Source organism: Pseudomonas grimontii, assembly GCF_007858185.1.
In the GTDB taxonomy this organism is placed as follows: Bacteria; Pseudomonadota; Gammaproteobacteria; order Pseudomonadales; family Pseudomonadaceae; genus Aquipseudomonas; species Aquipseudomonas grimontii.
This window is the reverse complement of the sequence record NZ_VFES01000003.1, coordinates 221,377-234,285: the sequence shown is the minus strand read 5'-3', so window position 1 is coordinate 234,285 and position 12,909 is coordinate 221,377. Positions and strand designations below refer to the sequence as shown.

Genomic DNA, 12,909 nt, shown 5'->3' with positions numbered 1-12,909 from the left:
GATCTGTTTCCATATATTGCACCGGCTTTCCGGCGGAAGTCGCGGTGTTAACCTTCAAAAGCCCATCTCAGGGCATTTCTTACGATCAAGGCAGACTTTTCCTTCCGCACTTTGCGATTTTTCAAAGGCGCGTGCGGAAGTGGGAAAAGCGCCAGTACCCTCAAGGAGCCCCTCGCCATGCACGCCATCAGCTTTATCCAGGACTTGGCCGTGATCATGCTGGTGGCAGGGGTGGTCACCGTCCTGTTTCACCGCCTCAAGCAACCCGTGGTGCTGGGGTACATCGTCGCCGGCTTCATCATTGGCCCGCATACACCGCCGTTCGGCCTGATCCATGACGAAGACACCATCAAGACCCTCGCCGAGCTGGGGGTCATCTTCCTGATGTTCTGCCTGGGCCTGGAGTTCAGCCTGCGCAAGCTGTTCAAGGTGGGGGCCACGGCGTTTATCGCGGCCTTCCTGGAAATCATCCTGATGATCTGGATCGGCTACGAGATTGGCCGCTGGTTCGACTGGAACACCATGGACTCGCTGTTCCTCGGCGCGATCCTGGCGATTTCCTCCACCACCATCATTGTGAAAGCGCTCAATGACCTGAAGATGAAAAACCAGCGCTTCGCCCAACTGATTTTTGGCGTGCTGATTGTGGAAGACATCCTCGGCATCGGCATCATCGCCTTGCTCTCGAGCATCGCCGTCAGCGGTACGGTGAGTTCCGGCGAGGTGTTCTCCACGGTCGGCAAGCTCTCGCTGTTCATGATTGTTGCGTTGGTCATCGGTATTTTGCTGGTGCCGCGCCTGTTGGCCTACGTGGCCAAGTTCGAAAGCAATGAAATGCTGCTGATCACCGTACTGGGCCTGTGTTTCGGTTTCTGCCTGCTGGTGGTCAAGCTGGAGTACAGCATGGTGCTGGGGGCGTTTCTGATCGGCGCGATCATGGCCGAGTCCCGGCAATTGGTGAAGATCGAGCGCCTGATCGAACCGGTTCGCGACATGTTCAGCGCAATCTTCTTTGTGGCGATCGGCTTGATGATCGACCCGCAGATCCTCCTGCAATACGCCTGGCCGATCGCGGTGATCACCGTGGCCGTGGTGCTGGGCAAGATGCTGTCCTGCGGCCTGGGTGCCTTTATCGCCGGCAATGACGGCCGTACCTCACTGCGCGTAGGCATGGGGCTGTCACAAATTGGCGAGTTTTCCTTCATTATCGCCGCGCTGGGCATGACCTTGCAGGTCACCAGCGACTTCCTGTACCCGGTGGCGGTGGCCGTTTCGGCGATTACCACGTTGCTCACGCCGTACCTGATTCGCGGCGCCGACCCCTTGTCATTGAAGATCGCCGCCGTGATGCCCAAGCGTATGAGCCGGGTGTTTGGCATGTACGGCGAATGGTTGCGCAGTATTCAGCCGCAAGGCGAGGGCGCAATGCTGGCGTCGATGATCCGCAAGATCATCCTGCAGGTGGGCGTGAACCTGGCCCTGGTGATCGCGATTTTCTTCGCCGGAAGCTTTTTCGCGGTGCGCATTGGTGGGTATCTGGAAGGTTGGATCAGTGATCCAAGCTGGCAGAAGGCGTTGATCTGGGGTGGGGCATTGCTGTTGTCGCTGCCGTTCCTGATTGCGGCGTACCGCAAGCTCAAGGCGCTGTCGATGTTGCTGGCGGAGATGAGCGTGAAACCGGAGATGGCCGGGCGACATACCCAGCGTGTGCGACGGGTGATTGCGGAGCTGATCCCGATTTTGTCGCTGCTGGTGATCTTTGTGCTGTTGGCAGCCTTGTCGGCCAGTATTCTGCCGACCAACAAGTTGCTGGTATTGATTGCCGTGGTCACGGCGGCGGTGGCGGCCGTGCTCTGGCGATGGTTCATCCGCGTGCATACGCGGATGCAGGTCGCCTTGCTGGAGACGCTGGATAACCACAAGGATACGCCGGAGCACTGATGGGGGCTGCTGCGCGGCCTGGCGCGGGACAAGCCCGCTCACCACAGGGATCAGGTCTCAGCTTTCCAGCCAGACGTCCCGCGCCCAATGCCACACCGATTCCCAGGTTTCCTCGGTGACGAGTTCTTCTTCGCCGGACCACAGCACCACGGTGCCGTCTTCCTCGACGCAGTAGTAGTCGTCACCGTCCTGGCAGATCGGGATCATGCTGCGGTCAACACCGGCATCCCAGGCGTTGGCGGCCACGTCCGGCAGATAAGTGTGCGACTGCGGGTCGGTGACGGTCACCGGCTCCAGGCTGCCATACACCACATCGCTGACGGTCAGCAGGAACTCACGGAAGACAAACGGGATGTCGATGAACAGCTGTTCTTCGATTTCCACCAACTGATCTTCATCAGGTAGTTCCAGAGGAACCGGGACCGGTTCGTTGGCTTCACGCAATTGTTCGATGATTTCTTCCACGTCCGGGATCCTCTTGCTGATGGCGCGGTTTATAGGGGGGTTTTATACAGTAGCTCGCTATAAGTGCAACCGTGAAATAGAAAACCCCGGACAGGTCCGGGGTTTTTTGTTACGGCTTGCTCAAGCGCGTAGGTATCAGCCGTTCTGACGGATACCGGCGACCAGCCATGGCTGGTTGTCGCCCTGGGCGCGTTCCATGTTCCAGCTTTCGCTGAACACTTCGCCCTGGTCGAAACGCGAGGTCTTCGACACACCGCTGAAGGTCAGGGTGGCGATGGTCTTGTCGGCGCGATCATCCACACCTTCCAACTGGACGTGCAGGTCGTCGATATAGGTCGACTGGAAGCCTTCGCCCAGGTCGGCGCGTTCGCGTTTGAGGAACTCCAGCAGTTGCGGGGTCACGAACTCGGAGATCTTGTCCATTTCGTTGGCGTCCCAGTGCTGCTGCAGGGACTGGAAGTGGCTGCGGGCCGCTTCGACGAAACGCTCTTCGTTGAACCACGCCGGTGCGTTGATCACCGGGCGGGCTGCAGCAGGCGCTGCCGAACCACCGAAGATCGAACCCATGGCTGGCTTCTGTTCGAACACTTCACGCTGCATCGGCGCGCCAGCTGGAGCCAGTTGCTCCTGCTGCTTGCGGCGACGGGCGGCGATGAAACGGAAGACCAGGAAGGCGATGACCGCCATGATCAGGATGTCGAAGATCTGCATACCCTGGAAGCCGCCGCCCATGAACATGGATGCGAGCAGGCCACCGGCCGCGATACCGGCCAGAGGGCCCAACCAGCGCGAAGCACCGCCGGCCTTGGCCGCGGCGCCAGCAGCACCGGCTGCGCCTGCAGTAGCGGCAGCACCGCCTGCACCGGCGGATGGAGCCATTTGGCTGGTCTGGTGAGTCGGCGCCGCGCCCGAGCTTTTGCCGCCACCGAAGCGTTTGGCGTTGGCGTCGAGGCTCATCGTCAGGCCGATGCACAACGCCATGGCGATGCTAAGAAAACGTTTCATAAAGGGAATTCCCATTTGTGGATTGCACGCGCGCCATGTTGCACAGGTGTAGTGACAGTGGCTAGCGACATAATGTTTCGGGCTTTTGCGTAAGACCGAATCAGAATGGCCTGTAGGACTTATTACAGATATTGGCCCGCGCTCGTTAAAAACAAGGGCGGGCCAATAACCTTCATGTAGGCAAATGTTTCAGACAGCTTCGAGCTTCGCGTAGCCCATCATCAGCCACTTGCTGCCTTCGGCGAAGTTCACCTGCACGCGGGCCTGGGCACCGGCGCCTTCGAAGTTGAGGATCACCCCTTCGCCGAAGATCGCATGCTTGACCTGCTGGCCCAGGCTGAACGGCGTTTCCGGAATCTCGGAGCCGGCGAACATGCTGTTGGAGTTCTGTTGCTGGCCGCCGCCGAACGGGCGGCTGACGCTGTTGGACAGGCGCACTTCCTGGATCAGGCCCTTCGGCACTTCACGTACGAAGCGCGACACCTTGTTGTAGGTCTCGCTGCCGTACAGCCGTCGGGTCTCGGCGTAGGTCATCACCAGGTTCTGCATCGCGCGGGTGATGCCCACGTAGGCCAGGCGGCGTTCTTCTTCAAGACGACCGGGCTCTTCCAGGCTCATCTTGTGGGGGAACAGGCCTTCTTCCATGCCCACCAGGAACACATACGGGAACTCCAGGCCCTTGGCGCTGTGCAACGTCATCAGTTGGATGCTGTCTTCATGCTCATCGGCCTGGGTGTCGCCGGCTTCCAGGGACGCATGGCCGAGGAAGGCGGCGAGCGGGGTCAGCTCTTCGTCCTCCTCGGTGTTTTCGAATGCGCGGGCGGCGCTGACCAGTTCCTCAAGGTTTTCTACCCTGGCCTGGCCTTTCTCGCCTTTTTCCGCTTCGTGATAGGCAATCAGCCCGGACTGCTCGATCACCGTCTGGGTCATCAAGTGCAGGGGCATTTCCGAACACTTTGCGGCGAGGTTCTCGATCAACTCGACAAATACCCCCAGCGCGCCAGCAGCACGCCCAGTCAGGCCTTTATTGGCGATGAGCAAGCGCATGGACTCCCACATCGACACATCGGCATGGCGCGCATGGTCGCGAATCGCCTCGACGGTTTTCTCGCCGATACCACGGGCCGGGATATTGATCACCCGCTCCAGTGCCGCATCGTTGCCACGGCCTTCGAGCAAGCGCAGGTAAGCCATGGCGTTCTTGATTTCCGCCCGTTCGAAGAAGCGCTGCCCGCCATAGATACGGTACGGGATGCGCTCGCGCAGCAACGCTTCTTCCAGCACCCGCGATTGGGCGTTGGAGCGGTACAGGATCGCAATGTCGCTGCGCGCCAGGCCGGTTTTCAGCGCGCTTTCGATGGTTTCCACCACGTAGCGCGCTTCATCGTGCTCGTTGAACGCGGCGTACAGGTTGATGGCTTCGCCTTCGCCGCCGTCGGTCCACAGCTCTTTGCCCAGGCGCCCGGTGTTGTTGGCGATCAAGGCGTTGGCGGCCTTGAGGATACCGGCGGTGGAGCGGTAGTTCTGCTCCAGGCGGATGGTGACCGCGTCCGGGAAGTCCTCGGAATACTGGTAGATGTTCTCGATTTTCGCGCCACGCCAGCCGTAGATCGACTGGTCGTCGTCGCCCACGACCATCAGGCTGTCGCCGCCCTTGGCCAGCAGGCGCAACCAGGCGTACTGCACGGCGTTGGTGTCCTGGAACTCGTCGACCAGAATGTGACGGAAGCGTTTCTGGTAATGGGCCAGCAAGCCCGGATTGTCGCGCCACAGGTCGAGGGCACGCAGCAGCAGCTCGGAGAAATCGATGACGCCGGCGCGTGCGCAAGCGGCCTCGTAGGCTTCATAAATGCTGCGCATGGTAGCCAGGAACAAATCGCCGCTGGCCTGGATGTGCTGCGGGCGCAGGCCTTCGTCTTTCTGGCCGTTGATAAACCACTGGGCCTGGCGTGCCGGCCAACGCTGTTCGTCGAGGCCCAGCTCGCGGATCACTCGCTTGACCAGGCGTTGCTGGTCATCGCTGTCGAGGATCTGGAAGGTCTGGGCCAGGCCCGCTTCCTGCCAGTGCGCCCGCAACAGACGGTGCGCCAGGCCGTGGAAGGTGCCGACCCACATGCCGGCCGGGCTGATGCCCATCAACTGCTCGATGCGGTGGCGCATCTCGGCGGCGGCCTTGTTGGTGAAGGTCACCGACAGGATGGAATGCGGGGACGCGTTCTCGACCTGGATCAACCAGGCGATACGGTGCACCAGCACTCGGGTTTTACCGGAGCCAGCACCGGCCAGGACCAACTGACGGCCAACGGGGGCCGCTACGGCCTGGCGTTGGGCATCGTTGAGGGAGTTCAGCAAAAGAGAGAGATCATCGCGCATCGGCGCATTCTAGGGGCCTAAGGGGACTCGGGCAAATCCCAATGCCGGGTGGTCGACGCAAAACGTCTCGCGTGGTCCCGGCCGGGCAAACATTCCGGCAGGGCTGATGACCGGTAAGTCATGGGCCACAGCCCGCGCAGGGCCTCGCTCAAGGGGTCTGGCACCAAGGTTTGCGGCTGATCACAGGGTGCTTTTTATGATCTGGAGCAGTTTGGCCCGAGCGCTTGCTTGTGTATGCTCCGTCGACGTTTCGGGCTCACCATTATAAGAACACTGCCTATGACCCTCAGCACCGACCTGCTCGGCCCCTCGGTGGCGCCCGCGCAGGTTATCCGCAAACATTACGCCACCGAGATGGCGGTCGAGCGCACACGCCTGCTGTATCAGGGCTCGTTGCTGCCCACGTTATTAATGTTGGTCAATGGCCTGGTCTGCGCCTGGCTGCTGTGGAACCCCAAGCAATACCTGTTGGACAGCGTCTGGCTGGTCTGGCTACTGGCCCTGGTGGCGATGCGTGTGATCCAGGTGGCGGCCTTTGATTCGGCCATGCCCAGTCGCCAGGCCCAACCCATCTGGCGGCGCATGTTCATGCTCGGGTCGGCAGTCAGCGGCCTGACCCTGGCCGCCGCCGCCATCGCCCTGGTGCCGGTGGATAGCTTTATGCAGCAGGCCTGGGTGTTCGGCCTGATCGGTGCGGCGACGCTGTCAGCCAGCGTCGCCTACGCGGTCAGCCTGCCGGCGTTCCTGTCCTTTGCCTTGCCGTGCCTGGTGCCGGCTATTGTCTATCTGTTCTGGAACGGCGCCCCTCAACAGCAAGGCTGGGGTGTGCTCGGCCTGATCCTGCTGGCATCCCTGAGCGTGGTGGCGTGGCAGGTCAACCGCCTGATCCAGCGCGGGCTGCTGCGGCGTTTCCAGAACCAGGCATTGATCGAGCATCTGCAGCAGGCGCAGCAGCGCAGCGAGCAGCTGAATCAGGACCTGGTGCGCGAAGTCGAGCAGCGGCGTCAGGTTGAGCAGGAGCTGCGCGAGGCGCAAGTCGGCCTGCAGGACCGCGTGGCGCAACGCAGCCAGGAGCTGGACGCCGCCAGCCTGGCCCTGAATAAAAGCGAGGCGCGCCTGGCCATGGCCCTGCAAGCCAGCGAGCTCGGGCTGTGGGACTGGAACCTGCAAACTGACGAGGTTCATCACACCCAACTCAAGGAATTGTTCGGCCTGGAGCCCGAGTACGTCACGGCCATGCTTGGCCACCTCAAGCCGCGCCTGCACCCCGACGACCTGCCGCTGCTCAAGCGGGCGCTGGTGGAGCACCTTAAAGGGCGCACCGAGGATTACCAGGTGGAATACCGCGTGCGCCATGGCGATGGTCACTGGGTGTGGATCGAAGACCGCGGTCGCGCCGTGGAGCGCGCGCCGAGCGGGCGAGTGATTCGAATGCTCGGCACCCGCCGCGACATCAGCGCCGGCAAAGCCCTGGAAGAGCAACAGCGGCTGGCCTCGACCGTATTCGAGGCGGCCAGCGAAGGCATCGTGATCCTTGACCCGGACTACGCCCTGATCGCGGTCAACCAGGCGTTCAGCCGCGTCACCGGCTTTGAGATTGACGATATGCTCGGCCGCAACGTCGTGGAGCTGCCCAGCAGCCGCGATGCCAGGCGACACTTCCCGGTGATCCGCCAAGCTTTGCTCAGCCACGGCACCTGGCAGGGCGAGTTGGTGGAAACACGCAAGAACGGCGAGCTGTACCCACAGTGGTTGCAACTGAACGTCGTGCGCGATGTTCGCGGAAAAGTCAGTCATGTCGTGGGCTTCTTCGCCGATCTATCAGCGCGGCGCGAATCCGAGGAGCGCATGCGCTACCTCACCCACTACGATGAATTGACCGGCCTGGCCAACCGCTCGCTGTTCCGCGAACGGCTGCGCGAGGTCCATCAGCGTGTACGCCAAGGCGGACGCAGCCTGGCGTTGCTGCATATCAACCTCGATCGCTTCAAGTTGCTTAATGACAGCCTGGGCCATGAGGTGGCCGACCAGTTGCTGCAAAAAATGGCCCGTCGCTTGATCAATGCCTTGCCAGAGGCCGACACCATCGCGCGTTTGTCCGGCGATGAATTCGCCGTGTTGTTCGACGCCTACGGCAACCTGTCGAGCCTGGCACGGGTGGCCACACGGCTGCTGGCCAAGCTACGGGTGCCGGTGACCGTGGAAGGGCATGAGTTGGTGGTGAGCGCGTCGATGGGCATCAGCCTGTTGCCGGACAACGCGCGGGAAATTTCCGCGTTGGTCAGTCAATCGAACATGGCCATGCAGCACGCCAAGCACCTGGGCGGCAATAATTTCCAGTTCTACACCGACAGCCTGCAAGCCAGCACCCTGGAGCGTTTGCAGCTGGAAAACCATCTGCGCAAAGCCATCGATGAGCGCCAGCTCACGGTCTTCTACCAGCCGAAACTGTGCCTGGCCACCGGCAGGCTGAACGCTGCCGAAGCGTTGATCCGTTGGGAGCATCCGCAATGGGGCATGGTGCCGCCCTGCGACTTTATCGGCCTGGCCGAAGAAACGGGCCTGATCGTACCGCTGGGCGAATTCGTGCTGCGCCAGGCCTGTTGGCAAGCCTGTGAGTGGCAGCGCCAGGGGCTGGCGCCGATCCGTGTGTCGGTGAACCTCTCGGTGCATCAGTTGCGCCAGGGCAAGTTGGTCAGCCTGGTGCGCCAGGTACTTGAAGAAACCGGCCTGGATCCGCAATACCTCGAACTGGAACTGACCGAAAGCCAGTTGCTCGACAGTGTTGAACACATCATTGCGACCTTCCAGCAACTGCGCGACCTTGGCGTGAAGCTGGCCATCGACGACTTTGGTACTGGCTATTCATCCCTCAGTTACCTCAAGCGTATCCCTGTGGATTACGTGAAGATCGACCAGACCTTTATCCGCGGCCTCGGCCAGGGGCGGGAAGACGCAGCCATTACCCGAGCAATCATTGCGATGGCTCACGGTTTGGCGCTCAAGGTGGTGGCCGAAGGCGTGGAAGATCAGCAGCAGCTGGATTTCCTGCGTACAGAACGCTGCGATGAGGTGCAGGGCTACCTGATCAGTCGGCCGATGGAGGCCGAGGGGTTGGCAGATTTGTTACGTAAAAATGCAGATTTTCCTTAACCACGCCTGGGTCGCCCCAGAGGCTACAAAGCCTCTGCCCTTTGATTCAGAGGCCAGCAGGGCGATTTAGTCATGCGTTGAACGGGCAAAACGGCAATTCTTGTAGTATAACTACAAGCTTGCTACATCCCTGGCCCTGCCAATAACAAGAGTCCTGCCCTTTGAACCTGTTGCAACATATCGCCCAGTCGCGCCACCTGTTACGCAAATCGGAACTCAAGGTTGCCGATCACGTGCTGCTTGACCCTGCGGCTGTGATGCACAGTTCCATGGCCGACCTGGCCCACAGCGTGGGCATCAGCGAGCCGACCATCGTGCGCTTCTGCCGCGCCATCGGTTGCTCCGGGTTCCAGGACTTGAAACTCAAGCTGGCCCAGAGCCTGGCCGCTGGCGCGAGCTTCGGCCAGTTTGCGATCCACGAAGACGATTCCGTCGCCGACTACAGCCTGAAAATCTTCGACACCACCTTGCACACGCTGATGGAGGTGCGCGAGAAGCTCGACCCGGTGGAGCTGCAAAAGGCGGTGACTGCCATGTCCCAGGCCCAGCGTGTGGAGTTCTATGGTTTCGGCGCGTCCGGTGCGGTGGCGGCAGACGCCCAGCACAAATTTTTTCGCCTGCTGCTGACTGCGGCGGCCTACAGCGACCCGCACATGCAGGCGATGTCGGCGGTGACCTTGAAGCCGACCGACGTGGCGATCTGCATTTCCCAGTCGGGCCGTTCCAAAGACCTGCTGATCACCGCCAACCTGGTGCGTGAAAGCGGCGCCACGTTGATCACCTTGTGCCCGAGCCAGACGCCGTTGGCGGAGCTGTCCACGGTCAACCTGGCGATCGATGTGCACGAAGACACCGAGATTTACACCCCGCTGACGTCGCGTATCGCTCATCTGGTGGTGATCGACGTGCTGGCGATGGGCGTGGCCATGGCGCGTGGGCCGAGCCTGGTCAACCACCTCAAGAGCGTCAAGCGCAGCTTGCGCAGCCTGCGGTTGTCGCCCAAGTCCGTCAAAGCGCTCGACGACTGATCCAGGGCCATACACGCTCAAAATGTGGGAGGGGGCTTGCTCCCGATAACAGTGGGTCAGTCAAAGAGAAATCGGCTGATGTAGCGTAATCGGGAGCAAGCCCCCTCCCACATTTGGATTGTTTACCTATTCGTAAGATTCATCGTCCTGTAACCCCCACGCCGTTAAACCGTCATCGCTACAACCCATCCTGAACTCCCGTACTCGCATTGGGAGACTCCAAATGGCCCGGCCCTACGAAGACAGCAACAGCTCCGTCAAAACCCGTCGTCAGCAGGAAGACCAGCGCCGCATGGCGTTCCGTCGCGCAATCGAAGACCGCTGCGACCAGCGTCAGCTGCAGCAGAGCATCAGTGACTACCCGGAACTCCACTGGCAGGCACCCGCGGCTGCCCAGCGAAACGTTCAGCCAACGCGCTGATCTGCACCCGTTCGCTGCGGATAAAGCCCAGGAACGCATGGGCCACCGGTGACAGGCGCTTGGCCTTGGCCTGCACCAGGCACCAGCTGCGGTACAGTGGCAGTTCTTCCACCGGCAGCTCCTTGAGCCCGCCGGTGGCCAGTTCCATGTTGACCGCATGACGCGTCAGCAAAGCCACGCCCAGCCCGGCGCAGACGCATTCACGCTGCGCCTCGGCCGAGGCCACTTCCACCGTCTGGGTGAAGTGCACGCGTTTCTCCTTGAAGTACTCCTCGCAGGCCAATCGCGTGCCGGAGCCCGGTTCGCGCAGCAACAGCGTGTAGGGTTCCAGGTCCTGCAAGCGCAGCGGTCCTTGCAGGCTCAAGGGATGATCGGGTGGGGCCACGGCCACGATCGGGTTGTTGAGGAATGGCAGGAATTCCAGGCCCATGTCCTGGGGCACCATGGACATGATTACCAGGTCGTCGCGGTTGTCGGAGAGACGCCGAATCACTTGGGCGCGGTTGACCACGGTCAGGTGCAGCTGTACTTCGGGATGCTGGCGTTTGAACGCGGCAAACAGGTGCGGCACGAAGTACTTGGCGCTGGACTCAATCGCGAGCTTTAGCTGGCCTTGCAAAGAACCCTGCATGTCCGACAGCTGCATATCGAGGTTTTCAAGGCGCCCGAAAATATCCCGACTGGCCCGTTGCAGGGCTTCGGCAGCCTCGGTCATGTAGAGCTTTTTGCCGACATAATCGAACAGCGGCTGGCCGATCAGCTCTTCCAGCTGGCGAATTTGTAGGCTAACGGCCGGTTGGGTGAGAGACATTTCCTCGGCTGCGCGGCTGTAAGAGCGCAAATCGCACACCTCATTGAAGATCTGCAATTGACGCAATGTCAGTCTCATCAATGACTTACGCATATATAAATCCTCTCGTCCCAGGCCGTCCGGCAAACTATAAGCTTTTGCTTATGCCTAACCCAATAATTATTGATTTTTGTTAATCCCTCAGCGGGCTTAGTGTGTGTCTCGCGACTGTCATGAAACATTTAGTCACGCACCGACCCGGCTTCAACGGGTCGAAGAACGCAGCAATCGGCTCAAGGGAATTTCCAAGTGATAAAAAAGATCCTGATCGCCAACCGTGGTGAAATTGCCGTACGAATCGTGCGTGCCTGCGCCGAGATGGGCATTCGCTCGGTCGCGGTTTACTCGGACGCCGACCGCCACGCGTTGCACGTCAAGCGTGCCGACGAAGCCCACAGCATTGGTGTCGAGCCCCTGGCCGGCTATCTGAACCCGCGCAAGCTGGTGAACCTGGCGGTGGAAACCGGTTGTGACGCGCTGCACCCCGGCTACGGCTTCCTGTCGGAAAACGCCGAACTGGCAGACATCTGCGCCGAACGCGGCATCAAATTCATTGGGCCTTCGGCTGAAGTGATTCGCCGCATGGGCGACAAGACCGAAGCCCGTCGCAGCATGATCAAGGCCGGTGTGCCGGTCACGCCCGGTACCGAAGGCAACGTCGCCGACATCGCCGAGGCCCTCACCGAAGGCGACCGCATTGGTTACCCGGTGATGCTCAAGGCCACGTCCGGTGGTGGCGGTCGCGGCATCCGTCGTTGCAACAGCCGCGAAGAACTCGAACAAGCCTTCCCCCGCGTGATCTCCGAAGCCACCAAGGCGTTCGGTTCGGCGGAAGTGTTCCTGGAAAAATGCATCGTCAATCCCAAGCACATCGAGGCGCAGATCCTCGGTGACAGCTTCGGCAACGTGGTGCATCTGTTCGAGCGCGATTGCTCGATCCAGCGTCGTAACCAGAAGCTCATCGAAATCGCCCCGAGCCCGCAACTCACCCCGGAACAGCGCGCCTACATCGGCGACCTGTCGGTGCGCGCGGCCAAGGCCGTGGGCTACGAGAACGCCGGCACCGTGGAGTTCCTGCTCGCCGAGGGCGAGGTGTACTTCATGGAGATGAACACCCGGGTGCAGGTGGAACACACCATCACCGAAGAAATCACCGGGATCGACATTGTCCGCGAGCAGATCCGCATCGCCTCGGGCCTGCCGTTGTCGGTGAAACAGGAAGACATCCAGCACCGTGGCTTCGCGTTGCAGTTCCGCATCAACGCCGAAGACCCGAAGAACAACTTCCTCCCAAGCTTCGGCAAGATCACCCGTTACTACGCGCCCGGCGGCCCCGGCGTGCGCACCGATACGGCGATCTACACCGGCTACACCATCCCGCCGTTCTACGACTCCATGTGCCTGAAACTGGTGGTATGGGCGTTGACCTGGGAAGAAGCCATGGACCGCGGCCTGCGAGCCCTGGACGACATGCGCCTGCAAGGCGTGAAGACCACTGCCGCTTACTACCAGGAAATCCTGCGTAACCCGGAATTCCGCAGCGGCCAGTTCAACACCAGTTTTGTGGAAAGCCACCCTGAGCTGACCAACTACTCGATCAAGCGCAAACCCGAAGAGCTGGCCCTGGCCATCGCCGCCGCCATCGCCGCCCACGCAGGCCTGTAAATAAACAG

The 12,909-nt window shown here is 61.0% G+C and carries 9 protein-coding genes; 5 read left to right on the top strand and 4 right to left on the bottom strand.

Features of this window, described 5'->3' with window-relative positions:
* Positions 1–177: 177 nt before the first annotated feature.
* Entirely contained in the window at positions 178–1,941 is a 1,764-nt protein-coding gene (locus FIV39_RS07640; protein ID WP_053127534.1) for a cation:proton antiporter, read from the top strand.
* 57 nt (positions 1,942–1,998) lie between these two features.
* Here the strand turns inward: FIV39_RS07640 and FIV39_RS07635 are convergent, their stop codons facing one another.
* The 3 genes from FIV39_RS07635 to uvrD all read right to left on the bottom strand — a co-directional run bounded on the left by FIV39_RS07635 (position 1,999) and on the right by uvrD (position 5,784).
* On the bottom strand, positions 1,999–2,406 hold the full coding sequence (locus tag FIV39_RS07635) for an SMI1/KNR4 family protein (RefSeq protein WP_017739032.1): 408 nt from the start codon (positions 2,404–2,406) through the stop codon (positions 1,999–2,001).
* Between the two features lie 135 nt (positions 2,407–2,541).
* Positions 2,542–3,411 (bottom strand): Tim44 domain-containing protein, encoded by an 870-nt coding sequence (locus FIV39_RS07630; protein WP_090401366.1) that lies wholly within the window; start codon positions 3,409–3,411, stop codon positions 2,542–2,544.
* 189 nt (positions 3,412–3,600) lie between these two features.
* Positions 3,601–5,784, bottom strand: coding sequence for a DNA helicase II (gene uvrD / locus FIV39_RS07625; RefSeq protein ID WP_090401367.1), 2,184 nt, complete (start codon positions 5,782–5,784; stop codon positions 3,601–3,603).
* 279 nt (positions 5,785–6,063) lie between these two features.
* On the opposite strand from uvrD, the gene FIV39_RS07620 reads away from it, so the two are divergent.
* The 3 genes from FIV39_RS07620 to FIV39_RS33290 all read left to right on the top strand — a co-directional run bounded on the left by FIV39_RS07620 (position 6,064) and on the right by FIV39_RS33290 (position 10,386).
* The gene (locus tag FIV39_RS07620) at positions 6,064–8,937 is read left to right on the top strand and encodes an EAL domain-containing protein (RefSeq protein WP_090401368.1); all 2,874 of its coding nucleotides are present in this window, start codon (positions 6,064–6,066) and stop codon (positions 8,935–8,937) included.
* Between the two features lie 161 nt (positions 8,938–9,098).
* The gene (hexR, locus tag FIV39_RS07615; RefSeq protein WP_010168370.1) at positions 9,099–9,965 is read left to right on the top strand and encodes a transcriptional regulator HexR; all 867 of its coding nucleotides are present in this window, start codon (positions 9,099–9,101) and stop codon (positions 9,963–9,965) included.
* 223 nt (positions 9,966–10,188) lie between these two features.
* The gene (locus FIV39_RS33290; RefSeq protein ID WP_074848013.1) at positions 10,189–10,386 is read left to right on the top strand and encodes a PA3496 family putative envelope integrity protein; all 198 of its coding nucleotides are present in this window, start codon (positions 10,189–10,191) and stop codon (positions 10,384–10,386) included.
* Here FIV39_RS33290 and FIV39_RS07605 read toward each other — a convergent pair.
* A complete protein-coding gene (locus tag FIV39_RS07605) occupies positions 10,316–11,290 on the bottom strand; it encodes a LysR family transcriptional regulator (RefSeq protein WP_090401369.1) in 975 nt (324 codons plus the stop codon). The two genes, FIV39_RS33290 and FIV39_RS07605, sit on opposite strands and share 71 nt — an antisense overlap.
* A 195-nt stretch (positions 11,291–11,485) precedes the next feature.
* Between FIV39_RS07605 and FIV39_RS07600 the strand changes: the two genes are divergently transcribed.
* Positions 11,486–12,901 (top strand): acetyl-CoA carboxylase biotin carboxylase subunit, encoded by a 1,416-nt coding sequence (locus tag FIV39_RS07600; protein WP_090401370.1) that lies wholly within the window; start codon positions 11,486–11,488, stop codon positions 12,899–12,901.
* The last annotated feature ends 8 nt before the right edge of the window (positions 12,902–12,909 follow it).

Excerpts from the sequence above, each read along its gene's own strand:
- FIV39_RS33290 (WP_074848013.1), top strand. The coding sequence starts at position 10,189 with ATGGCCCGGCCCTACGAAGACAGCAACAGCTCCGTCAAAACCCGTCGT.
- FIV39_RS07640 (WP_053127534.1), top strand. The coding sequence starts at position 178 with ATGCACGCCATCAGCTTTATCCAGGACTTGGCCGTGATCATGCTGGTG.
- uvrD (WP_090401367.1), bottom strand. The coding sequence starts at position 5,784 with ATGCGCGATGATCTCTCTCTTTTGCTGAACTCCCTCAACGATGCCCAA.
- FIV39_RS07630 (WP_090401366.1), bottom strand. The coding sequence starts at position 3,411 with ATGAAACGTTTTCTTAGCATCGCCATGGCGTTGTGCATCGGCCTGACG.
- FIV39_RS07620 (WP_090401368.1), top strand. The coding sequence starts at position 6,064 with ATGACCCTCAGCACCGACCTGCTCGGCCCCTCGGTGGCGCCCGCGCAG.
- FIV39_RS07605 (WP_090401369.1), bottom strand. The coding sequence starts at position 11,290 with ATGCGTAAGTCATTGATGAGACTGACATTGCGTCAATTGCAGATCTTC.